Annotated in this window: 26 protein-coding genes; 13 read left to right on the plus strand and 13 right to left on the minus strand. The window is 31.5% G+C overall.

From position 1 onward, the window contains the following. Nucleotides 1-2: 2 nt before the first annotated feature. The 3 genes from ACWXVV_RS00065 to ACWXVV_RS00075 form a co-directional block, all read right to left on the minus strand. The gene (locus ACWXVV_RS00065; RefSeq protein WP_438341632.1) at nt 3-536 is read right to left on the minus strand and encodes a hypothetical protein; all 534 of its coding nucleotides are present in this window, start codon (nt 534-536) and stop codon (nt 3-5) included. 35 nt (nt 537-571) lie between these two features. After that, nucleotides 572-2,191 carry an arginine--tRNA ligase gene (argS, locus tag ACWXVV_RS00070; protein ID WP_438341631.1) on the minus strand — a complete coding sequence of 540 codons (1,620 nt, stop codon included), beginning with the start codon at nt 2,189-2,191 and terminating at the stop codon, nt 572-574. A 64-nt stretch (nt 2,192-2,255) separates the two neighbouring features. Beyond that, nucleotides 2,256-3,149 (minus strand): MAGa3780 family membrane protein, encoded by an 894-nt coding sequence (locus ACWXVV_RS00075; RefSeq protein ID WP_455984646.1) that lies wholly within the window; start codon nt 3,147-3,149, stop codon nt 2,256-2,258. Between the two features lie 82 nt (nt 3,150-3,231). On the opposite strand from ACWXVV_RS00075, the gene cysS reads away from it, so the two are divergent. Genes cysS through nusG form a run of 6 tightly spaced genes read left to right on the plus strand, consistent with a single transcriptional unit; the run spans nt 3,232 to nt 6,739 of the window. Beyond that, nucleotides 3,232-4,446 (plus strand): cysteine--tRNA ligase, encoded by a 1,215-nt coding sequence (cysS, locus tag ACWXVV_RS00080; protein ID WP_438341629.1) that lies wholly within the window; start codon nt 3,232-3,234, stop codon nt 4,444-4,446. After that, a complete protein-coding gene (rlmB, locus tag ACWXVV_RS00085) occupies nt 4,446-5,135 on the plus strand; it encodes a 23S rRNA (guanosine(2251)-2'-O)-methyltransferase RlmB (RefSeq protein ID WP_438341628.1) in 690 nt (229 codons plus the stop codon). The genes cysS and rlmB overlap by 1 nt, the downstream gene beginning before the upstream one ends. Before the next feature lie 60 nt (nt 5,136-5,195). Then, nucleotides 5,196-5,702 carry a hypothetical protein gene (locus tag ACWXVV_RS00090; protein WP_438341627.1) on the plus strand — a complete coding sequence of 169 codons (507 nt, stop codon included), beginning with the start codon at nt 5,196-5,198 and terminating at the stop codon, nt 5,700-5,702. Nucleotides 5,703-5,742: 40 nt separating this feature from the next. Beyond that, a complete protein-coding gene (rpmG, locus tag ACWXVV_RS00095; protein ID WP_438341626.1) occupies nt 5,743-5,892 on the plus strand; it encodes a 50S ribosomal protein L33 in 150 nt (49 codons plus the stop codon). Then, nucleotides 5,892-6,143 carry a preprotein translocase subunit SecE gene (gene secE / locus ACWXVV_RS00100; protein WP_438341625.1) on the plus strand — a complete coding sequence of 84 codons (252 nt, stop codon included), beginning with the start codon at nt 5,892-5,894 and terminating at the stop codon, nt 6,141-6,143. The genes rpmG and secE overlap by 1 nt, the downstream gene beginning before the upstream one ends. Before the next feature lie 8 nt (nt 6,144-6,151). Beyond that, nucleotides 6,152-6,739: a transcription termination/antitermination protein NusG gene (gene nusG, locus ACWXVV_RS00105; RefSeq protein WP_438341624.1), complete on the plus strand. Its 588-nt coding sequence runs from the start codon at nt 6,152-6,154 to the stop codon at nt 6,737-6,739. A 30-nt stretch (nt 6,740-6,769) separates the two neighbouring features. On the opposite strand, the gene ACWXVV_RS00110 is transcribed toward nusG, so the two are convergent. Both ACWXVV_RS00110 and ACWXVV_RS00115 read right to left on the minus strand, forming a co-directional pair. Next, nucleotides 6,770-7,354: a DUF402 domain-containing protein gene (locus ACWXVV_RS00110; RefSeq protein WP_455984645.1), complete on the minus strand. Its 585-nt coding sequence runs from the start codon at nt 7,352-7,354 to the stop codon at nt 6,770-6,772. Next, nucleotides 7,347-9,338, minus strand: a complete 1,992-nt coding sequence (locus ACWXVV_RS00115; RefSeq protein WP_455984644.1) for an MYPU_1760 family metalloprotease — start codon at nt 9,336-9,338, stop codon at nt 7,347-7,349. Before ACWXVV_RS00115 ends, ACWXVV_RS00110 begins: the two co-directional genes overlap by 8 nt. A gap of 58 nt (nt 9,339-9,396) precedes the next feature. On the opposite strand from ACWXVV_RS00115, the gene trmB reads away from it, so the two are divergent. Further along, entirely contained in the window at nt 9,397-10,005 is a 609-nt protein-coding gene (trmB, locus tag ACWXVV_RS00120; protein WP_438341621.1) for a tRNA (guanosine(46)-N7)-methyltransferase TrmB, read from the plus strand. Between the two features lie 141 nt (nt 10,006-10,146). Further along, nucleotides 10,147-12,810 (plus strand): DNA gyrase subunit A, encoded by a 2,664-nt coding sequence (gene gyrA / locus ACWXVV_RS00125; RefSeq protein WP_455984643.1) that lies wholly within the window; start codon nt 10,147-10,149, stop codon nt 12,808-12,810. 147 nt (nt 12,811-12,957) lie between these two features. Here the strand turns inward: gyrA and ACWXVV_RS00130 are convergent, their stop codons facing one another. Then, a complete protein-coding gene (locus ACWXVV_RS00130) occupies nt 12,958-14,166 on the minus strand; it encodes a phosphoglycerate kinase (protein WP_438341619.1) in 1,209 nt (402 codons plus the stop codon). Between the two features lie 115 nt (nt 14,167-14,281). On the opposite strand from ACWXVV_RS00130, the gene ACWXVV_RS00135 reads away from it, so the two are divergent. Genes ACWXVV_RS00135 through mgtE form a run of 3 tightly spaced genes read left to right on the plus strand, consistent with a single transcriptional unit; the run spans nt 14,282 to nt 16,753 of the window. Beyond that, nucleotides 14,282-14,683 (plus strand): hypothetical protein, encoded by a 402-nt coding sequence (locus tag ACWXVV_RS00135; RefSeq protein ID WP_438341618.1) that lies wholly within the window; start codon nt 14,282-14,284, stop codon nt 14,681-14,683. A 9-nt stretch (nt 14,684-14,692) separates the two neighbouring features. Further along, a complete protein-coding gene (locus ACWXVV_RS00140; RefSeq protein WP_455984642.1) occupies nt 14,693-15,271 on the plus strand; it encodes a diadenylate cyclase in 579 nt (192 codons plus the stop codon). A gap of 18 nt (nt 15,272-15,289) precedes the next feature. After that, the gene (gene mgtE / locus ACWXVV_RS00145) at nt 15,290-16,753 is read left to right on the plus strand and encodes a magnesium transporter (protein ID WP_455968048.1); all 1,464 of its coding nucleotides are present in this window, start codon (nt 15,290-15,292) and stop codon (nt 16,751-16,753) included. A gap of 121 nt (nt 16,754-16,874) precedes the next feature. On the opposite strand, the gene ACWXVV_RS00150 is transcribed toward mgtE, so the two are convergent. From ACWXVV_RS00150 to mutM, 3 genes are read right to left on the minus strand one after another with little or no spacing between them, the layout of a single operon-like run. Next, nucleotides 16,875-17,795: an SPFH domain-containing protein gene (locus ACWXVV_RS00150; RefSeq protein WP_455984641.1), complete on the minus strand. Its 921-nt coding sequence runs from the start codon at nt 17,793-17,795 to the stop codon at nt 16,875-16,877. An 8-nt stretch (nt 17,796-17,803) separates the two neighbouring features. Next, a complete protein-coding gene (locus ACWXVV_RS00155) occupies nt 17,804-18,031 on the minus strand; it encodes a Smr/MutS family protein (protein WP_438341614.1) in 228 nt (75 codons plus the stop codon). Then, nucleotides 18,024-18,860, minus strand: a complete 837-nt coding sequence (mutM, locus tag ACWXVV_RS00160) for a DNA-formamidopyrimidine glycosylase (RefSeq protein WP_438341613.1) — start codon at nt 18,858-18,860, stop codon at nt 18,024-18,026. Before mutM ends, ACWXVV_RS00155 begins: the two co-directional genes overlap by 8 nt. Nucleotides 18,861-18,911: 51 nt before the next feature. Here mutM and ACWXVV_RS00165 point away from each other — a divergent pair, with 51 nt between their 5' ends. Beyond that, nucleotides 18,912-19,379 carry a Sua5/YciO/YrdC/YwlC family protein gene (locus ACWXVV_RS00165; RefSeq protein WP_438341612.1) on the plus strand — a complete coding sequence of 156 codons (468 nt, stop codon included), beginning with the start codon at nt 18,912-18,914 and terminating at the stop codon, nt 19,377-19,379. Between the two features lie 12 nt (nt 19,380-19,391). After that, nucleotides 19,392-19,847 (plus strand): RpiB/LacA/LacB family sugar-phosphate isomerase, encoded by a 456-nt coding sequence (locus ACWXVV_RS00170; RefSeq protein ID WP_438341611.1) that lies wholly within the window; start codon nt 19,392-19,394, stop codon nt 19,845-19,847. Nucleotides 19,848-19,977: 130 nt separating this feature from the next. Here the strand turns inward: ACWXVV_RS00170 and ACWXVV_RS00175 are convergent, their stop codons facing one another. From ACWXVV_RS00175 to ACWXVV_RS00190, 4 genes are read right to left on the minus strand one after another with little or no spacing between them, the layout of a single operon-like run. Further along, entirely contained in the window at nt 19,978-20,139 is a 162-nt protein-coding gene (locus ACWXVV_RS00175) for a hypothetical protein (protein WP_438341610.1), read from the minus strand. A 2-nt stretch (nt 20,140-20,141) separates the two neighbouring features. After that, nucleotides 20,142-21,122 (minus strand): ABC transporter permease subunit, encoded by a 981-nt coding sequence (locus ACWXVV_RS00180; RefSeq protein WP_438341609.1) that lies wholly within the window; start codon nt 21,120-21,122, stop codon nt 20,142-20,144. Further along, nucleotides 21,064-22,092, minus strand: a complete 1,029-nt coding sequence (locus ACWXVV_RS00185) for a carbohydrate ABC transporter permease (RefSeq protein ID WP_455984640.1) — start codon at nt 22,090-22,092, stop codon at nt 21,064-21,066. The genes ACWXVV_RS00180 and ACWXVV_RS00185 overlap by 59 nt, the downstream gene beginning before the upstream one ends. After that, nucleotides 22,092-23,852, minus strand: a complete 1,761-nt coding sequence (locus ACWXVV_RS00190) for an ABC transporter ATP-binding protein (protein WP_456012460.1) — start codon at nt 23,850-23,852, stop codon at nt 22,092-22,094. Before ACWXVV_RS00190 ends, ACWXVV_RS00185 begins: the two co-directional genes overlap by 1 nt. Between the last annotated feature and the right edge of the window lie 31 nt (nt 23,853-23,883).

A 23,883-nucleotide genomic window follows, 5' to 3' on the forward strand; every position in this document is an offset into this window, starting at 1 on the left:
ACCTACCTTTTACCAAATTTTAGTTCAACTACGAATTTAGCTAATGGACGATTTGATGAATTTTTCATTTTACTTCAATCACCATTAACTTCATTCTCCGCTTTTATAAATGACGGATCTTGCACCGCAATAGCTTCAACTGGTACATAATAAATTTCTAATTTTGCTCTGAATGGATCAGCAGTGTCAACAACATATCACTTATATGAATAGTTTTTTCCGTATTTACTGATTTCTGGAATAGTTACATATTGTTTTAAATGACTGCTATAAAAGTCAACATTTTTTAATTTTTTATCATTTGGTAAATTTTTATTGCTTTGTTCTGCTTCTTTTTGGTACTTAGACAAGTCTAGATACATATTTTTGTTTTCGGTTGCATTTTTTTGCAATTCTCAAACTACTTCCGATTTTGATAAATCATTTTTAGGATTAGTTTGATATGGTCGATTGATACATGAAAGGGTCACTAATGGAACTGAAACTAATGTAGTTAATGCTGCTAAAGAGCTTAATAAAAGTTTTGCCTTTTTCACGGTTATAAAGAAATAAACCCGAAGGTTTATTTTAATTACATTTCTTCAGGGATGTCTAAGTCCATTAGTTTTAGACCATTTGCTAGAACCACTTTAGCTGCTTTTGCCAAAGCAATTAGACTTTCTTCATTTTCTGAACCAATAATTTTAACGTTTGAATAGAATGAATTGAAGGCTCCAGCTAAGTTTAACAAGTATGGAGGCAACAAGTTAACTTTGTATGTTTTAGCCATTGTTTTAATCAATTCTGGGTATTCTTTTAATTCGTTTATTAATTTGATTTCACTATCTTCACTGTATTCTCCAGCTTTAGCAAAATCTGCATATTTTGAATTTTTAATTAATTGATTTGCTCTTGCATGAGCATATTTAATAATGTACATTGGATTTGATTCTGATTTTTCGTTTACCTTGTTAATATCAAAATCAATTTTTGAATTGTATGAACGGTTGATTAGGAAGAAACGAATAGGATCTTTTCCAACTAAGTCCATTAATTCTCTTAGAGTTAGCGAAGTTCCTAAACGTTTTGACATTTTTACTTCTTTTCCGTCTTTAACAACACGTAATAGTTGGAATAAAACCATGATTGTTTGATCATCGCGGTATCCTAAGTCTTGCATTGAATATTTAATTCTTTCTACATAACCTGAGTGGTCTGCTCCTCAAATATCAATGATTACTCCATTAGGATCGTTTAAACGTTTTAGTTTGTCTTCATGGTAAGCGATATCAGCACACATGTATGTGAATGTTTTATCGCTTTTAATAATTACCCGGTCTTTATCATCTTTTCCACCAACAGTAGTTGCTAGTCAAGTAGCACCGTCTTTTTCATAAACATTTTTTAAACGTCCGATGGCATCAAATACCATATCTTTGTCATATAGTTCTTGTTCACTTGATCAAACATCGAATCAAGTTCCGAATTCTGCCATTGTTTTTTTAATTTCGCGTAGTGCTATTTGGCGTCCATATTCTCTAAAGAAAGCTCTATTAGGTTCATACTCTGCACCTTTGTATTTGTCACCATATTCTTTATGAAATTCTTCTGCAAAATAAACAATATCTCCACCATTATATGCATCTGCAGGCATTGGATATGATTTATCAAAAATTTGTTGGTAACGAGCAAATAGTGATGCTGCTAAGTTGTTCATTTGATTTCCAGCATCATTAACATAGTATTCTCTTACAACCGGGTGTCCTGCTGCTTGTAAAACGTTACATAATGTTGCTCCGATTGCTGCGTTACGAGCATGTCCGATGTGTAAAAATCCAGTTGGGTTTGCACTAACAAACTCAACATTAATTTTGTTAAGTGAATCAGGTGTACCTTTTCCGTATTCTTCACCTAATTTGTTAATAATGTCAACAACATCAGCAAACACTTCATTTTCAACATAGAAATTCATAAATCCTGGAGCAGCAATTTCGATTTCTTTAATTGAGTATTTTTTCTTGTCAATGTTATTTACGATTTCTTGTGCAACCTCCATTGCACTTTTTCCTAATTCTTTTTGTAAAGTTAAAGCTATATTTGAAGCAAAATCCCCATGATCTTTAGCTTCAGTAAGAATAACTTTCTTTGAAATATTTAATTTTTGCAACGCTTCTTCTATAGAAGCGATAATTTTTTCTTTAGCACTAGTCATGCTTTTAATTATACCACCACCACAAAAGTTAAAAAAAGATTATAAATAAAACAAAAGCAAGCTTTTACTGCTTGCTAGTTGTGGTTTTTGAGCTTTGCTGCAACTTGATTCTAAGTGCAAATTTTCACATTCAACCGATACCTACTGGTACAAAAAATGCCATTAAAATAATCACTAGATTTAAAGCAAAAACTACACCCTTGTTTGTTCCTGAGTAAAACATTGGATTTTCAAAATTTAAAAATCCGTATATTACCAATTCTAAACGACCATTAACATCATCCAATTCTGGCATTTTTTGACTTACATAAGAAGCGACATTTTGTCCCATGTAGAACATTCCTAAAGCAAAAATGTAGTAAACAATCACAGCTAAATTAGAAAATCACAGTAATTTTTTAGTTAAAATAATGCTTTTTCTTCTTAACACTAAGGCAACCATACCAATCAGTGGATTTACAAAGTGAGTTAATGTCTGTGAAACAAGTGACATTGATAAAACAGTTTTATCTGTGTTATTTGCTTTGAATTTCAAAATCACTTGGAAAAATATTAAACTTCAAAAAATAATGAATGTAATAGTGATGTTTAATACTGACAAAAATAATGCTTTTTGAATTTTAGATTTATCTCAAATAATTGCGTATGCAATCAAAATAATTGCCAAAGCAAAGTTTGAAATGTAAGTAAAAGTGTATGTGCTAGATCAAAATTGACTCATTAAACCCTGCGCAACACGACTATGAATTGCTTCTTTTACTATGTCTCCATTGTATTTGGCACTGAATTTTTCAATGTTTTCAATGTATAAGAAAGTTTCTGCTTTTCAACTTAATATAGCAGCCAAAACAAGAAAAACAAAAGCTAAAATCCCTCCTCAAAAAATCAATTTTCTTTTTCGTTCTCAGTTTTTGTAACTTGTGAAATACTTGTTATTTTTTATGTTTTGTAAAGTCATGCTAAAAAATATAACAAAAAAGGTCAAAAATAATTGATTTTTGTTTTATATTTTTTGGATTGAAAACAATATAATTTTTGTTATGAATAAAGAAAATATAAAGAAATATTATCTATGTGGACCAACTGTATATAACTACGTTCACATCGGAAACATGCGACCAATTTTGACTTTTGATCTAATGATTAGAGCGCAAAGAGCGCAAGGACAAAACATTCAGTTTTTACACAATATCACTGATATCGATGACAAAATAATCAACAAAGCAATTTTTGAAAACAAAACTGAGACTCAAATTAGTGAGTATTACACAGACCAATACTTAAAAATGCTCGAAGTTTATAACATTCAAAAACCAAATATTATTGCTAAAGTCACAGACCATCTGGACATAATTTTTGATTTTATTAAACAGCTAATCAACAAAAAATCAGCCTATCAACGTGGAGTAAATGTTTATTTTGATGTTATGAAGAATCGTCAAAATTATGGTGAAGTGAGTGGGCAAGTTGTAGAGAATTTAGAAGCGGAAAATAATGATGAAAATAAACTAAATTCAGTCGACTTTGCCCTGTGAAAAGATACTAATGTTGGCATCAAATATGATTCACCTTTTGGTAAGGGAAGACCCGGGTGACACACAGAGTGTGTTGCTATGATTAATCAATATTTTGGCAATGAAACTATTGACATACACGCAGGGGGAGTTGACTTAACATTCCCGCACCACGAAAATGAAAATATCCAATTTAGAGCCTTAACAAATAACCCACTAGCTAAACAATGAATTCACTTTGGAACGGTTAATCTAAACAATGAAAAAATGTCTAAATCAATAGGAAATATTGTTCTTGCTAAAGACTTTTTAAAAGATTGAAGCGCAGACACATTGAGAATGATTTTTCTATCTTCTGCTTACTCAAAACCTATTAACATTACTGATGAATTACTGATGTCAAACGAAAAAATGATTTCTAAAATAGATTTATCACTGAAAAAAATGCAATTAGAAGATGAGTCAATGCAAATTGATGAAGTTTTGGTTAAAGAAGTTATTGACAATGTTGCTGAACTAAATTTCGCTCCTGCAATGAAAATAGTACATGAACTGATGAAGTCAAAAAACAGTGCCACTCTAAAAAGAGTTTTAGAGCTTTTAGGTTTCAATGTAGCCAATGTTTTAGTTAGTGAAGATGATAAAAAAATGTATCAAGACTGAAAACAATTGGTTGAAAACAAAGATTACCACAAAGCTGACATACTTCGTGAAGTGCTAAAAGAAAGAAAATTAATCTAATGAAAAACTTTATTTTTGGTCGTAACTCCGTTATTGATGCTATCAATGAAAACTTTCCGATTACTGAAATTTGAATTCAAGAAAATATTAAACTAGATATCAAATTCAAAAATGTTAAAAAAGTATCAAAAGTAAAACTAGATAAGATTACAGAACAAAATCACCAAGGTGTTATTGCTTTTATTAAAGATTTTGAATATGCTGATTTCGAGAAATTGTTACGTAACAAACCTGACAATGTATTAATTTTAGATCACATTCAAGATGTACAAAATTTAGGTGCAATTATAAGAAGTGCAAATGTTTTTGGTGTAAATTGAATTTTGATACCAACAGATCGAGCAGCTAGTGTTACACCTGTTGCTTTAAAAATTTCTTCTGGTGGATTTGTTAATATGAATATCATCAAAGTTCCTTCTTTGTTTAATGCAATTGAAAAATTGAAACAAAATGGCTACTGAATTTACACAACTGCACTTAACCAGAATGCTAGCGATATTAATAAAACTAAGTTCAATCGTCCAAGCGTTTTGGTAATCGGTAACGAACAAAAAGGTGTGTCAAATACAATTATCAAAGCTAGTGATCAACTAATTTATATCCCACAAAAAGGTACAGTTCAGTCACTGAATGCTTCTGTAGCAACAGGGATTGCCCTTTTCTGTCTAACTAATAATCCAAATGAATAATGATAAAAAAGTGAGAAAAAATCGGGACTCACTTTTTTTCTTTTTTTTCATAATAAAAGTATGAAGAAGAAAATGAAAGTAATAAAGAAATTTTTAGAGCTAGAAAAAAGGATAAATTTTGTCGCAAGACAGATTATTGAAATTTACAAATTAGGTATTGACGAACAAGACTTAATTCACAATTGTTGAGTAGATATTGAAAAAATATTAAGCAACACTAATGACAAGTATCTTGATGTTTATTTAATTAATGGAATCAAATTTTTGTTTATGAATTGAGCAAAAAAGGCAATAGGCAAAAAACGCAACTTTGAAATAACGATGAGTGATTTTGAAGAAAATTTCAGTGATGTTTGCGACGAAGAAAAAGATTTTTCACTCAAAAATCTTAAACTTGAGCTCACAATGTTATTGAATATGAGTGAAAAGGAAAAGGCTATTTTTGAAAACATTTGTAACCAAAATTACAACAATCGCATAATGTCACAAGAGCTAAAAATATCACCATATTTAATTCAAAAAACAAAAGACAGGCTAATTGCTTCAATAAAGGACTTGGTGATGTAGTTATAAGTGGTTTTTAGTTAATTATGTTATAATTAAAACCATGAAAAAAGCAAGTAACAAAATAAATTTAGCATGTGATGTTTGCAAAAGAAAAAATTATGTCACGAATAAATCAATAATTGAACGCATGCAATTAAACAAGTATTGTCGTTATTGCAATGCTAAAACTCTTCATAAAGAGGAAAAATAATGTTAGATCCACTAAAAAATCAAAATTTTAAAGACACTGAAGCACTAAAACCTAAAGCACCAAAACCAGAAAAAGAAAGACGCTTTCGTGCTTTTAGAAAAGATATCAAAAGAATTATTTGACCAAGTGGTAAAAAATCTTGAGTTTGATTTGGTTTAACAGTTGCGTTCGTTGTTGTTTTCGCTATTTTCTTTTTTGTTGTTACCTTGTTATTTACAAACTTATGAAATGCAGTTGGAATTAAGTTATAGGAGTCAATATGGATAGTTCAGAAAATTCATACAAATGATACATGGTCTCAACAGTGTCAGGAAAAGAAGAAAAAGTTATTGAAACATTATGAAACAAAATTGAAACAGAAAACATGAGTCACTATTTCAATGACATTCGTATTTTCACTGTTCCACACTTAACAAACCGTGAATTAGAGAAAAAAACTAAAGGTGAGGCATACACACCAAAATATATCAATTTATACAAGGGATACATTTTCGTACAAATGATTATGAGTGACCCAGCTTGATACTTAGTGCGTAATACTCAATATGTTACTGGATTAGTTGGATCGAGTGGTAAAGGAGCAAAGCCTACTCCTATTTCAAATCGCAAAATTCGTGAAATGGAACAAAAAGAAAAATCATTACGTGAAGAATTTGAAAAAGGAAATATTGAAACAGCTTTTAAAGAGTCAACAATTGTTAGAATTGTTAACGGTCCTTATACAGATCAAAACGGAGTTATCCTTAAAAATGATGATGTCGCACAAAGAGCATTCGTGGAAATTGAAATCTTTGGACGTAAAACACCAACTGAATTCGATTATGAAGATTTAGAAATTATTGGTTAATTAATAAAATTAAAATAAAAGCAGAAAGGCTTAAATGTCCTTCTGCTTTTTTAATATTTCAATATATTGATCGATGAAATCTTCACCAAAAATTTCTTTACGTGAATTAAATAATAAAAATAGATAATCTAGTTCATCATAAATTTTATAAATTAATTCTTTTGGATAATTATATTGACTAATATTATTTTTGAAATCAGGTCAGTCAATAACGTTGAAATCATGGTCTAAGTGCGTTTTAATGTCTAAATCGAAATCGATATACTTAATTGTTTTATCTTCTATGAAGAAAGGCGTTGCTAAATTTACATAAACATTTTTTTTTTCATCTCTTAACAAAATAGTTGCATTAAAGAAATGTTCCTTACTGAAAATGAATATTGTGGGCTCACTAACTACTCAATTAATTGTTGCTTCAGCAACCTTAGTTTTCAACATCAAACAAGCAACATAATCTTGGTTAAAATCAATTATTTTGACTCCATTGTACTCACGATACAAATGCCCATCATATTTAAAGCACTGAATGTTAACAAATTCGCCTCTTTTTAAGCGATGTCTTCTTGGTGCTGGAGTAGTTTGTGAGTCAAAGTTGAAATCTTCTCTATTATTCATATTTACTTAATTCTAAACCATTGAATGCGTTTGAGTATGTTAATTGATATGTTTGATATCTTGATTCTTTTCATAAGAATTGACGGTATGTGCTTATTCTTCTTTGTATTGCTTCATTTCTTTGTTTAGCTAGTTTGTAATCAAAATAAGTTTTTTCGTTTTCCTGAATTATATTATCATTATTCGCATCTCTTCAGAAGAATGCTTCCAATTTTTTGTTCGGATTTCATTTATCTATTAAGTAAGGTTTTGTTGTGTAATAACTTACATAATCTTTATAATCATTACCCAATACTCACTCAGGGCCGTAGTCTTGAGTAATTGAGTCCCAGTCTTTTTTAGTTCGATAGTTACCCTTGTTAAGAACAATAGGTAATTTAGTTACACTATCACTGTTAGCATCTTTAAAAACAAGGTAATTGTTGTTTTGAGCATTAAATTGTTGAATATAAGTATCAATGTTTTTATTTTCTAGATCAGTACTTTTTAATTTTAAAAATCCATTGAAATATAATTCGTTATCTTTTATATTTCTAGAAACTGATAAATCATAATTATCACTTTGTGAAGCAACATCTAGGGCAGTTGTGTCAATTGACATTTGACTAATTGGAAGCCCATAACCAACTAAGTCAAGATAAGCCTTGTAAAGTAATTTTTGGCGTTTCAGTTGATACTCAGTCGAATCAACATCTCTTGAAACCCATCAAGCATAAGGTGTTGGAAATACTCAGTTTGAACCGTAAATTCTCGCACTACTTTCATCTAGGGCTTGATATGTAAAATTATCTTGAAAACTATATTGTTCTAATTTATTTATTGACATAAGACGCATTAAATCATCTCCAAGCGATGAAATGAAAACGTTATTTGCACCATTGACATAGGCATAGAAACCAGGATTTAACCCATTATTGTAAGCAACATTCAAAGCAGTCTTAGGAGCAAAACTTAGTTTTAAAAACTCCCTTGCAAACAATTCATCAAACGAAAAGTAATAATTTAGTGTTGAACCGCTAACGCTGTCGGCATATTGGAATGCTGAGTCCATCGAGTTGTTAAATGTATTGTTTTTAAACTTATTTAAATAATTTCAGTTAAGCGACTCATTGTCTTGTTTTGAATTAGCAATTTCGAAAAGCTCGTGCGCTGAATATGAAGAATAAATAGGTTTGAATGAAGAAGATAGATAGTCTCAAAAACGTGGTCTTAGTATTTTGTCTAACTTGAATAATGAATCATAAAAATCTGTGTAAAACTTTTTATTAGTTGTTTTTAGACTTGCTGAGTGCCCGTGATAATTATCGCCACTGCTATTTTCATACACATCATTGTTTGATAATGTGTCTTTTTCTCTGGCTGACATTGCATAAATATTGGTGACATGGTGCATATATTCATGTACTAAAGTTGGCAACACTAATTCGACCTTAGTTTTAACTGGGACATCAGTTCAAGGATATCTCAATTTACGTACTTGATGGTTTGAATCATAAATAAAATTACTAATACTTAAATAAATATTTTCATAAACAGGAACGAAAAAACCGTTAGCATTTGATGTATTTGATAGATTTTTAACTTCAGGGATATTAATGTTGACATTATTTAATTCGCGCATTTCTCCACTGAAACCACCCCTTTGATAAAATTGTTGAGCCAAAACCTTCATTCCTTCTTGGTTAAAAAAGTATTTCTTCTCAACTACACCATTTGTGCTATCAACAACTTCGGTGTATGGTCATTCGTTAATAGTTAAATAGCGAGGATCATAATTTTCATTTATTTTGCCATCTTTGTCATACTTTGCATTAAAAGTTATTCTATCCTTATAATCTGGTGTATAAATTGGACTTTTTTGACTCAATTTGCCACTTAAAGCAAAAAATAAAGTCACTCCAACTACTACTGAGAAAACTACAATTGCAAAAGCTATTATGCTAGCTAAGATAGATTTAGATTTTTTGAGATTTTGATTCTTCATTGTAAACATATTTAAATGTTATTACATTAGCAAAACAAAATTAGTAAAATAGTTAAATATGAGACTTAAATATAATAAAGATGCAGCTGACATTATTTTTCAATCAGCTTTTCAAATCAAGGAATTCCCTATTCGAGTGGACAAAACTACATATTTAGAAATAGGAATGGGTAAAGGTCAAATGATTACGCAATTGGCAGCACAAAATCCTAATATCAACTACATTGGATGTGAAAAATATCCGACAGTTGCTCTTCATGCTTTGAAAAAGATTGAGCAAATGGAACTAAAAAATATGATGTTATTAATTGAAGACGCTAACAAAATTGATGAGTTATTCGCAAATAAAATCGATCGCATTTATCTAACTTTTTCAGATCCGTGACCTAAAAAACGTCATGCTAAAAGAAGATTATTACATCGCAATTTCTTATTAAAATTCAAAAACATTCTAAAACCAGGAGCAAAAATAATTTTCAAAACTGACAGCGACAGCTTGTTTGATTTTGCAATTGAAGAAATTCAAGCCATTAATGCAAAAATGACTTATATGACTCGCGACTTGCACAATAGCGATAAAAATAAGGACAACATTATGACAGAATATGAACAAAAATGGTCATCACGCGGAAAAAACATTAATTACTTGGAATTAGAATTTGACTAAAACGCTGAATTTTCAGTGTTTTTTTTCTTTAAAAAGTAACTTTTTTCTCGAAAATTGCAGATTTTTATGCCCAAAAGCAGCTCTGATGCTTTATGGTATAATATTAATAATTATATTTAATTATTAATTTAGGAGTTTTTTATGTCTTTTGATGATGACAAACTTAATGATGAACTAACTAACGACGATAAGTACTTAACTGAAGATGAAGAGATTAAAAAAGTCTTCGAAGAAGAAGTAATAGTCGAAGAAGATGAAGAAGAAATTCCACCGCAAGAAAAAGAAGGTTACCAAGTTAAATCTGCTATCTTAGAAGAAGAAAAAGATGGACTTGCACCTGTTAGTCTTGTTGCGGAAATGAAATCTGCATTTATTGAATATGCAATGAGTGTTATTGTTTCACGGGCTCTTCCTGATGCTAAAGATGGACTAAAGCCAGTTCACCGTAGAATTTTTTACGCCATGAGTGAAATGGGGATGTTTTTTAACCAGCCACACAAGAAATCAGCCAGAATTGTCGGGGAAGTTTTAGGGAAATACCACCCACATGGTGACTCATCAGTTTATGAAGCAATGGTGCGTATGGCGCAAGATTTCTCACTTCGTTATCCTTTAATCGATGGTCATGGTAACTTTGGATCAATCGACGGTGACGAAGCTGCTGCAATGCGTTATACTGAAGCAAGAATGTCTAAAATGGCTTCGCTACTAGTAGATAGTATTAAAAAAGAAACAGTTGATTTTATTGATAACTACGACGCCACTGAAAAAGAACCTGTTGTTCTACCAGCAAGATTTCCAAACTTATTAGTTTCTGGAACAAGCGGAATTGCCGTTGGTATGGCAACAAGCATTCCGCCACATAATCTAGGAGATGTTATCAATGCTGCAATTGCATTAGCAGCAAATAGTGACATAAGTATTGATGAATTAATTGAAATAGTTCAAGCTCCCGATTTTCCAACTGGTGGTATTCTATTTGACAAAGCAAGTGTTGTTAATGCTTACAAAACCGGTAGAGGTAGTGTAACTATTCGTTCAAAAGCACATATTGAAAGATTTGCAAATGGTAAAAGTAGAATTGTTGTAAGTGAAATACCTTATGCAATCAAAAAGACTGACATCATTGAAAAAATAAGTCAATTAGTTAAAGAAAAAAGAATTGAAGGAATTGGAGATTTTAGAGACGAATCTAACCGTGAAGGTATCAGAATTGTTATTGATATTAAAAAAACATTCCATCCAGAAGTTATTCTAAATACTCTTTACAAACTTACTCAATTGCAATCTAAATTTTCAATCAACACTATTGCTTTAGTTAATAATGAGCCTAAACTATTGAATCTAAAGGATGCATTGCAAGTTTACATCGACCACCAAAAAGATGTAGTTACACGTCGTTTAAAATTTGACCTAGAAAAAGATGAACAAAGAGCACACATTTTACATGGTTTAAAAATTGCTGTCGAAAATATTGATGAAGTTATTGAAATTATCAAAAAATCAAAAACTGATGCTGAAGCCCAATCTAGATTAGCACAAAGATTTTCATTATCAGAAGCACAAACAAAAGCTATTGTCGAAATGCGTTTAGGACGGCTAACAGGTTTAGCAATTGAAAAAATGAATGAAGAAATTGCGATGTTAGAAAAACGTATTGCCGAATACAAAGAAATCTTGAACTCAGAAGAAAAATTAATTCAACTAATCATTGAAGAATTGAGAGAAATCAAAGAACAATATGCAGACAAACGTCGCAGTGAAATTCGTTGAGATTTACAATCATCAATAGAAGATGAAGATTTAATCCCAGTTAAAGACATTGTTATAACTTACTCAGCTAATAACTATATTCGTCGTACTGATTTAGACGAATATCGTGAACAAAGACGAGGTGGAATTGGTTCGAATGCAGCCAAAACATATGCCGATGACAAAGTTGAAAATATTATCGTTACTTCAACTCACACCGATCTTTTAATTTTTACTTCAAGTGGTAAAGTCTTCCGGCTAAGAGGACATGAAATTCCTGCTACATCCAAAAATGCAAAAGGAACTCCAATAATCAATATTCTTCCTAACATGGATAAAGATGAAAATATCCGTGAAATTATTTCAACCAATGACTATGATTCAAACAAATACTTACTAACGGCTTCAAGAAATGGTATTTTGAAAAAAACAAGATTAAGTGAATATCGTTTGATTAATAGAAACGGAAAACGTGCCCTAGGCCTAAGAGAAGATGACCAACTTATTGCAGCAATGATAATAGAAGAAAACGAAGAAATTTTTGTTGCTGCTTCAAACAACAGACTAACTCGTTTTGATGCAAGTGAAATCAGGGCGCAATCAAGAATTGCCACTGGGGTAATCGGTATTAAACTAGACGAAGGTAGTCGTGTAGTATCGGTGTCATCTTCAAACCAAGGAAAATTGATTTTCTCAATGGGTTCTGAAGGTTATGGAAAAATGAGTGACGTTGAAGACTTTAGAAAAACTTCACGTAATGCTAAAGGAGTTATTGCTCTGAATGCAGCTAAGTCGGGTGAATTAGTTTACGCTGCTGCTGTTAAAGGAGACGAAGACCTAATTATTATGACCAAAGAAGGTATTGCTATTCGTTTTAATTTAAGACAAGTTTCAACCACTGGAAGAAATTCTAAAGGTGTTAAATTAATTACTCTAAAAAATAACAACGATCACATTGTTGCCATTGCTAAGATCAACAGTTTAAATGATGATGAAGAAAATACTGACGTTACTGACGCAAATCAAGACGTCAAAAACACAAGTAATGAATAAAAAACTACTTTAAAGAATAAAAAAGTTTATAATTATAAGTAGCACTAGGGATTTATATTCCTTAATCATGCATTTGCATTCTAGTGCCGTTACACAAATATAAATTTAAAAAAAGAGAGCTGGTCACTCTCTTTTTCTTTGTCTTTTTTATTTGTCTTCAATGCTTTCATATCCTGGTAGCAATTTGCCTTGGACATATTCTAGGCTTGCTCCACCACCAGTTGAAATGAAGCTAAAACGGTCTTGATAGTTTAATTTATTAATAGCAGCGACTGAATCTCCCCCACCAACTACTGAAAAACAGTCTGTATTTTGGGAAATGGCTATGGCTATCGATTTTGTTCCTACTTCATAATTACTAAATTCAGTAACTCCCAAGGGACCGTTTCAAAAAATAGTTTTTGCTTTTTGGATTTCATTAGCAAATAATTTCACAGTTTCAGGACCAATGTCCATTGAAGTGCAGTCAGCAGGTATATTTTTATTTTCGGGGCTTGAGTATTGTGGTTGGATATCTGCAAATTCTTTAGCATAAGCATTATCAATTGGTAATAAAATCTTTGTTTTATTGTTTTCATAAAGATTTTTTGCTAGTTCTAAGTAATCATCTTCAACTAGTGAAGTACCTATTTCGACACCTTGTGCCTTTAAGAAGGTATAAGCCATTGCTCCACCAATTAAAACCTTGTCACATTCTTTAATAAGCTGTTCTAAAACTTGAATTTTATCGCTTATTTTAGCCCCACCGATGATGGCTACATAAGGTCTTGCTGGATTATTTTTTAATTTAGCAAGATTTTCGATTTCTTCTTGCATTAAAAATCCTAAAGCACTTTCTTTTATGTTTGAAGCAATTCCAACATTTGATGCGTGACTACGGTGAGCAGTAGCAAATGCATCATTAACAAAAACATCGCCTAAAGAAGCTCAATATTTTGCCAATTCAGGATCATTTTTTGACTCAGCTTTGTTGTTTAAATCTTCAAAACGAGTGTTTTCTAAAAATAAAATTTGTCCACTTTTTAGATTTTTTATTGCTTCTTCAACTTCACTTCCTCTCGTTTTAGGGACAAAAAATACATCATTATCAACATATTTTTTGAACTCTTCAACAACTGGTTTTAGCGATTTGGAAACTAAGTCCTCTTCGGTTTTTACTCTTCCTAAATGACTTAATAAAATTAATTTAGCGCCCTGTTGAGTAATAAAGTTAATAGTTTTCAGTGCCTTTTTGATTCTGTTAGCATCAGTTACATAGTATTGATTATTGTCGTTTTTTGCAAGTGGCAAATTGAAATCAACTCTTGCTAAAACTATCTTATGTTTTAAATTAACATCATATAATGTCTTTTTCATGTCTTTCCTTTCATGCTATTAATATTATACTAGCAGCTAACTTATAAACAAAGTTTATAAATTTAATTTTTATTAAGTTTATAATTATTAATATTTACCATTTCAAGGAGGAATTATGGCTCAAAAAATGCGCGACAATCGCCAAAATGATGACATTGTAAAAACCAGTGTGTCTAACTACTTAAATGAGTTTGTGAACTTCGCAAAACAACCGCGTTTAAAAAAATATAATGAGCAAGCATTAATTGAGATATTCGAAGGCATTACCTGAATGTCACAAATTGATAGAAAACTTGCTAAAAAACAACAAGAATTTCGTAAACAACATGCTTTAAAAAATAACAAAAATGCTGTTGAATATGAATATGCAAAATGAAGCCAAGACTCGCGGGCACAAAAAATTGAAGAAACATCAACAAAATGACCTAGAGTAGTTGCAATTGGAGGTTTTGCAATTGCTCTAATTGTTGTTGTTCTATTAATTTTAACTGTAACAGTGTGAGCTCCAACTAAGTAGAGGTTATTTATGGAAAATGCATTTTTAATCATCATTTTAATTTTTGTTGTCCTAATTTTTCTCATTATAGTTATTTTGGCTTTTCATCAAATTTTGAAGTTTTTATCAAAATTCAAAAGCTTGAAACAGAAAGTAAGTAAAAGTTCGAAAATTAGATTAATCCACCAACTAAAAGAGAGTTTAGAATTTTTATCAAAACACAAAACGGGAGCTATTATTACTATTGAAATGAAAGAAAGACTTGATAACTTACGTACTGATGGAGTTATCATCGATGCTAATATTTCTTCTTCATTAATTATTAGTATTTTCAATAAACACACTCCTTTACACGATGGGGCAATCATTATTCGTGATAATAAAATTGTTTATGCTGCCACATACTACAAAATTACAAAAAAATCAATTGACAACAAATATGGAGCAAGACACCGTGCTGCTTTAGGAATTAGCGAAATCTCCGATTCCGTAACACTGGTTGTCAGTGAAGAAAACGGAAATATCACTCTTGCTAGAAATGGTTCGCTGAATTTAATTGCTATCGACCAGTTGCAAGAGTCTTTAGTAAACATTTTCAAAGATTACTAATTTAATAAGGAGGTAAAGATGAAAGACGTTTTAACCTTAAAGCAGCTAAAAAACGCCTTACAATTCAAAAACGTACACCTTATTCGTACTTTCGTTGATGAGACTCCTAATGCTACAATTGCTGACAAAATTGAAGAATTAACACCTTATGAAAGAATTTTCTTTTTCCGTATCATCAAACCAAAGGATAGCGGGGAAATTTTTTCATACCTTGAAAATGATATTCAAGAAGAAATAATTAAAGCATTTACTGACGAAGAACTCGAAGCTATTTTGGATGACTTATACTTAGACGACATTGTTGACTTGATTGAAGAAATGCCAGACAACATTGCACAAAAGATTTTGAGTCACGTTAAAAATAGTGATGATCGCAACAAAATTAATCGTCTTTTAAAATATGATGATGATTCGATTGGTTCAGTTATGAGTGTGGAATTCATTGCTTTACAGGATGATATTAGTTGCTCCAAAGCAATTGAGGAAATTCGGAAACTAAGAGAAGATTCTGAACTGGTTCACTACTATGTTGTTTTAGATCATGAACAACGTCTTCAAGGAGTAACCACTCTTGAAAATATTGTCTTTGTTGATTCAAGAAGAAATACAAAAATATTTGAAGTCACGGAAGCAATTGCAAGCGTTTCAGTTAATGACAAAAAAGAAAAAGCTGCTCGGATTTTCGCTGAGCAAGATATGTCAGTTCTTCCAGTTGTAAACGAAAAAAATCATGTTATTGGAATTATTACTTCCGACGACGTTATTGACGTTTTAGAAGAAGAAGCAACCGAAGATATTTATAAAATGGCCGGGATTAATGCTGAAGTCGAAATTTCATATAACGACAAAAACATTGTTCGCAAAATCTTTAAATCTCGGATTTTCTGACTAATAATTTTGATGGTTGGTTCAACATTTTCGCAATTAATCATTCAAGTATTCCAGGATAAGGTTGACAATAGTATATTGTTCCAAAGTGCAATTTCTTCAGCCATTATAGTTTCTATGGTTCCAGTTATTTCTGGAACAGCTGGTAATGCAGGTTCACAATCAGCAACAACCGTTATTCGAGCTATATCACTTGGTGAAGTGAAGAAAAAACCTTGACGCGTTGTTGGAATAGAAATGCGATCGGGACTATTGATTGCCACTGTCTTATTCATTGTCAATTTTGCACGTTTAACATTGTACTTTACTGCTACTCGCGATATCATGGGAAAAATTGGAGCAGATGGACATGTGGAAGTTACTACTGCCGGAGTATTGATAATGTGTTTAGTTTCAAGTTTAGCAATGTTTGTAGCAGTTATTTTTGCTAAATTTGTAGGTTCAGTTGTTCCTTTATTGGCCACAAAACTAAAAAAGGATCCGGCAGTTATGTCAAGCCCTATTCTTGCTACTGTTACTGATGCCACTTCGACATTGATATTCTTTAGTTTTGCAATGCTAATGTTTTCACTGTTCAGTCCAGTTATCCACTAATGAAATTAAACCTATTTTAAAGTCACAAATGATGTGACTTTTTTTAGGTTTTTTATACAAATTACGAAACGCTAAAATAATAAAAAAGAGCAAGAATCAATCTTACTCTGAGTATATAATATTACTTTTTGCTTTTTTCGTTATCCTGAAAGACTTCTTTACCAACTGCCATGATTTTAGCTATTTCTGAAAGGTTAGGTGGAATGATTATTTTTGTTGCTGTTCCATTAGCCAATGTTTTAATTTCATCTAAAGCTTTGTACTGTAAAACTTCTTTACTGATTTTAGCTTCATTCAATAATTCTATTGATTGTTTCTTAGCTTGTGCTTCTAACAAAATTCTTTGTTTTTCAGCCTCAGCTTGTAAAATGATTTTTTCTTTAGCAGCTTCAGCATTTAGGATTACGCTTTCTCTATTCCCTTGAGCATTAAGAATCAGTGATTGTTTGATTCCTTCTGATTCTAAAATTCTTGCTCTCTTATCCCTTTCAGCTTGCATTTGGCGAATCATTGCTTGCTCTACTTCTTTTGGCGGAATGATGTTTTGAATTTCAACTCTATTTACTCTAATTCCCCACGCATCTGATGCTTCGTCTAATGTTTTTGTTAGTTTCGCATTAATTATTTCTCTCGATGTCAACGACTGGTCTAATTCTAGTTCTCCAATTAGATTTCTCAAGGTGGTTGCTACCAAGTTTTCGATTGCCTTGAAAGGATTTTCTGCCCCATATGAATATAGTTTGGCATCAAAAATCTTCAAGTAAACTACTGTGTCTACTTTAATTGTGGCATTATCTTTTGTAATAACACTTTGAACAGGGAAGTCAAACACTTTTTCTTTAATATTTTCTTTTACTACTACCCGGTCAATGATTGGAAAAATGAAGTTAACTCCTTTTTCCAATGTTCTGTGATACTTACCTAATCTTTGTACAATTCAAAAATATGTTTCTGGCACTATTTTGATTGAAAGACATAATAAAACAATTACTAAAAGAGCTAAAAATCCGAATACTATTCCTAAAATTGCTGCTGTTGTCATATTAACTCCTATTTATAAACTCGAAAAGCAGACTGTTGACTGTTGTCATAACTTCAGTCATAACACTCTTCATTTAAAATATCTTCAACTAAATTCTTTAAACTTCCTGTTCCGTTGCCAGTAACGATTAATAATTCATCTTCATAAGAATTGTAGTCAAAACTTCTTAGACTATTAATCACTACCGCTGCTGCACGATTAATATCTAAACCATGTAAGTCTATTTTTCTAGTCATTTTGCTTTCTTAATTTCTGGCATTTTGGGCAGAAATATGTCCCCCTTCCATTAGTTTTCGTTTTTTGAATGATAGTTTGACAAATTGTACAAGGTTTATTTACTTTAGTATGAACTTTAAGAAAATGTTGATACTGACCTTCTTGCTTGTTGAGTGATTCATAAGAATCAATCGTTGAGCCACCAAGTTCTTCACTTTTGTGCATAATTTCTGAAGCTTTTTGCATCAAAAGCTTCAATTCTTGTTTGCTTACGAGTTTTGAAGGTGTTTGTGGGTGAATTTTGGCTGCAAATAAGCTTTCATCAGCATAAATATTACCTATTCCTGAAACCAGCTTTTGATTTAAAATCATTGTTTTAATAGCAGTTGAAGATTTGCTAGTTTTAGCATAAAGTGAATCAATATCCACTTTGTCAGGTGTCAGGGCCACTGAAGCTAGCGGTTGACTTGTCAAGTAATTGTTTTTATTGCGTAAATGAAAAGTACCAAACGCCCTAGAGTCCACATATTGTAATTGTGAATTATCGCTAAAATTAAAAACTACATGGGCATGTTTTTCGAATTCGTGTTTTTGGTCATAATAACGATATTTACCTTCCATACGCAAATGAGAAATCATGACTAAGTTGTTAGTAAAAAAGAACACAATGTGCTTTGCAACATTGCTAATATCAATGATTTTTTGATTTTTTAGTTCATTTTGAAACGCTTCACTATCAACATCTTTGATCATTTTTGTTTTGTTAACAATGACTGAATCGATAGTTTTATTCAAAACACATTCTTTGAGTTTTTTTACAACAACTCGAACTTCTGGTAATTCTGGCATATAACTTAATTTTATCAAATCAGTATAGTCCTAAGACTTATAATATTTATTATGACTAATAAATATGATGATGTTTTTGTTACCACAACTGACACGGTTTTAGGTCTAGGAGTAAGATTAAAAGATAATAATTTAGACTTGCTTTATGAATTGAAACAACGTGATTTTACTAAAAAAATAATAATTTTAGTTGCCGATATAGAGCAAGCAAAACAAATCGTGGAATGAAACCAAAAAGCTGAACAAGTGGCAGAAAAATATTGACCTGGTGCGGTGAGTTTAATTGTTAAAGGGCAAGGTTTTAGAATGCCGAATCAGCCAAAACTTTTGGAATTTTTACGCAAAAATGGTCCTTGTTATGTTACAAGTTGTAACATCAGCAATCAACAAGTAGCCAAAAATTTAGAAGAAGCAAAAAAAATCTTTCCTCAATTAACCAAATTTTACGATTTTGGTGAACTTTCAGGGCAACCAAGCAAGATAATAGACTTGGATAATGGTAAAATTATAAGGGAATAGATTGGAGAAAATATGGATAAAAAGACAGTAGCCATTGCTTCAGATCATGCTGGCTATGAGTTAAAAAGTGAACTTGTTAATTCATTAGGTAAACAAGGTTACAAAGTTATTGACTTAGGAACCAAAAGCGGTACAGAAAGTGTTAATTATGCCGATTATGGTTTCAAACTAGCTAAGTACATGAAAGACCATCCTGATGTTGAAGGAATAGGAATTTGTGGAACAGGACTAGGAATAAGTTACGCTCTAAATCGTTTCAGCTTCATTCGTGCGGCAAGAATTACAAGCAATGAAGATGCTAAACTTGCTAAACTACACAATAATGCCAATGTTATTGTTTTTGGCGGACGCCAAACAAGTCCAGAAGAAGCATTGGAAATGTTTAAAATTTGACACAATACAGATTTCGAAGGTGGTAGACACGAATTACGTTTACACACATTAGAAACTAAAGGTTCGCAAGATTAATTAATAAGTTCAACTTTTTGAGAGACACAACTTTTGAGTAGTTGTGTTTTTTTATTTGCTTTTTTATAGTTAATAAAAAACAAGAACCGCTGGTATTAACAGTTCTTGTTTGTATATTGTTGATTATTCATTAACGTCAGTTAATTGGTAAGAAGATTAGACATCAAATAGCTACTCCAGTAAGAGATAGTCCCGCAATTGCTGAAATTACTATGAAGGTTAGATTTCAGTATTTACGAGCAAATTCCTTGATTGAGGTAAATATTTTTTTGAAAACACTTTTGCTTTGCATAATTATCCTTTTTGACCGCTTCCTTGTCTTGAAATTGCTCTCATAATTCTTCCTCTAAATAAGAAGTAAACGACAAGCATAGGTAGAATAACAAGAACGTTGGCAGCCATCCGAATATTTCTGTAAATAATTGATTGTTCACTTGAGTCATCTTTACCAGTAGTAAATAATCACACGTTCATAACTGTGTAGCTTCCTTGTCCTTTTGCTCCCAAAATTAATTGTGGTCACATGAATGAGTTTCAAGAAGCAAGTGCAGTTAGAATAACAACAGTTCAAATAGTTGATTTAACCATTGGGACAGCAACACGAACAAAGAATTTTAGCTCGTTTGCCCCATCGATCATTGATGATTCACGTACTGAATCAGGAATTGCTTCGAAAGCATTTCTGAACATAAATCCAGAGAAAACACTAGCTGCAAAAGGAATTGTTAAAGCAACAAATGTTCCCTGGTTAGCATTTAGTCCCATCGTAACAATAACTTTGTACTGACCGGCCATTAAGGCTGTTTCAGGTAGAACTAGTAATGCTAAGAAAAATCCTCAAGAGAAATTTTTGAATCTTCATTTTCTTAAACTAAAGGCATATCCAAATGTCATAGCAAAGAAAATACGACAAGTAACACTGAAGGCAGTTATCGCCGCAGTGAATACAACAGCGCTTCAGTATCCTTCTTGGTATGCTTTAGCGAAGTTATCTCAATGAGCTTTGAATTGTGCTGATTCTCCATTACGTGGATATCAAATGATTATGTCTTTACGGTTAGCAGCATCTGATGAAATCAGTGATTGAGAAATCATGAAGTAGAAAGGGAATAAAATTAGTAGACCAAAAAATGTCAGAATTAAGAATTTAAAGATGAAGGCAAGAAGTTGTCCAACAACTTTATTGTTTTCAACTCCTTTAGTTAAATTCTCAACTTTAGAATTTAAAGACTTTTTTTGTAAATGGTGTCTTGCTATTAATTTTACGTGATACACGTTTTACTCCTAATGTTGTACTCAATCTAAATGATACGGCTACTAATTTACGTACTGAGAATGAAACAAATACTCCCAGAACAAACAAAATAAGTGATGCTGCTCCAGCTAAGTAGAAGTTTCCTTCTGCTACTGCTTTATAAACGAATAACATAATGGTTGCTCCACCATTATTAACAGCATCTGTTGGGCTGTTGTTGAATAAAGCAAGTGGAAAAACTTTAATTCCCCCAATTATTCCGATTGTAATTAAGAATGAAATAGTTTTACGAATAGAAGGTAATGTAACTGAGAAGAATTGTTTTAATTTGTAGGCTCCATCGATTGAAGCTGATTTGTATAATACTGGACTAACTGATAACATAGCAGTTGTCAAGATAAGAATTTGGAATGCTAAGCTTCCTCAAATTCCGTTGATTAGAATAGCAAAGAATGCTGTTCAAGAATTGGTAGACGCTGATGTTAATCAAGGAACCCTTTTACCAATAATGGCATTTAAAATTCCGGCATCTGATGCGAATAAGTATGAAAATGTAACAGCAACAGCAATTGAGCTGGTTACATATGGTAAGAAGAATAGTGTTTGTCAAAATCCTCTTGCTCATTTTTTAACCACGTGGGCGATTGCACTAGAAATTAAAATAGAGCAAGTTAGAGATAATGGCAAGGCCATCAAAGAATAAATAATTGAGTTTCTTAGTCCGATTTGGAATTGTTGACTTCTTAATAGAGTTTTAAAGTTATCAATACCAGGACTTACGTCTGAAACTAGAAAACCTGTTTGCACTTTGAAGGCGTCAGTAATTGTTATTATGAAAGGAATAATAATAAATAAAGTAATAAGTAATAATGAAGGCAAAATCAGAATAAGAGGTTTGTAAAATTTCTCTTTTCTGTTTAAAATGCTTAAACTGGTTAAATGTTTTTTAATGCGAAATTTCTTCAAGAAGAAAGATTTAAAAGAAAACATTATTTGTTTACTCTTTCACCAGTTTCTATGTCGAATAAGTGTAATTTATCAATGTTTTTTACACCTAATTTAATTGTGTCACCAACTTCATAACGATCTTTTGCAGTCAAGTAAACGTTAGCAATGGTGTCAATGTTTTGTAAGTAAACTTGTGATTGAATTTCTTTTCCTAGATACTCAACAACTTTAATATCAGCATCAATAAATCCATTTGCTGATTCGGTTAGTGATTCCGCTCTGAATCCTACACGAATTTTGTTTTTGTTGTAGTTATCTACTTTAACAAGTCTGTGATTGTTAACAACAACGTAATTATCAACAACGTCGGCATTAATAATAGTCATTTCAGGCATTCCAAGGAATTTAGCAACGAATTCGTTAGCTGGTTTTTCATATAGTTCCATTGGAGAACCCATTTGTTGTACTAAAGCAGTTGACATACATACAACTCTGTCACTAATTGACATAGCTTCTTCCTGGTCATGAGTAACAAAGACTGTTGTGATTCCACTTTCTTGTTGCAATTTTCTAATTCATTTACGTGTTGAGATACGTAATTTAGCATCCAAGTTTGATAGTGGTTCGTCCAATAGAAGAATTTTTGGTTTTTTAACAATTGCCCGAGCAATAGCTACCCGTTGTTGTTGCCCTCCACTTAATTGTGTAGGTCTTTTTCATAAGTTTTTAGTAATTTCAACTTTGTTAGCAACTTCCATAACATCACGGTTAATTGCTTCACTGATTGTTAAAACATCTTTTGACAGCTCAACAATTTGAGCTCTTACTTCAGGTCTTGATTGTTCAACTAAAGCATGAACTTTTTCGTTTAGTGAGTAAAGTTTTCTGTTACATTTTCAACCTTGACCTTGTTTTTCAAAAATTGGGTCGAAAATTGTATACAAGTCTTGTTTATATTTTTTGTTGATTTCGTTTCTTAATTTTTTAGCTTTTGCAACATTTTCTTTAATTTTTACATTGATAATGTGGTGGTTTGCAATTGCTTTATCTTTTTTGAAAATTCTTTTTGCTTGTCTGTATAGGATAGCATTTCTTACTTTTGTTGTTTTATACTCAAATTTATAAATTTGTGAGTAAGCATTAATGATGATTTTAGCAATTGATTTTTCGATGATATCTTGTGGATCAATTTTATTTTCACCAGCAAATGCGTTTTTAACAACGTCAGCACGTCATTTTTCAAAGTTTTCAACAGTTCGTTTGTAATCATTGATTCTACGTACTTGATCATCAAGAATTCTTAGTTTTGACACTGATTTCAATTGATCAAAAGTAGCTTTTTCAATCTTACATTCTAAGATTTTGTTTACTAATTTGTTATTTGGATGAATTAAAACAGGTTTTACTGAATCCATTTCAGCTTTAGTATTAACTGTTTTAGCTTCCATTAGTTCAGGAGCAATGTAGTGCAATTGTTTTCTTTCTTCTGAACGTAATTTTTTTTCAATTTGCTTGAATTGTGCAATTGAAGCAACTAATTTTTGTGCTTCTTTTTGAATTTTAGGTTGAATATCTACATATCTCGAATCGATTTTTAAGTTAAGTGCGTTTTTAGTTTCGCGTACATTTTGGTGTAGATCTTTTGATTTTTTCAAAACATCTTTTGTTAATTTATTTAATTCAGCAACTGATTTAGATTCTAAACGCCCTACTTCATTTGAAGAATGTTCATAAATATTGTTTTTTTCTGATTTTAGTCCTAAAATGTATTTTCTACTTTCTTTAGGGTTGTCGATTGTCATGTAGAAAGTTTTTCTTAGTTCTTTAATTTCG

This window comes from Mycoplasma sp. 3392, from assembly GCF_053851755.1.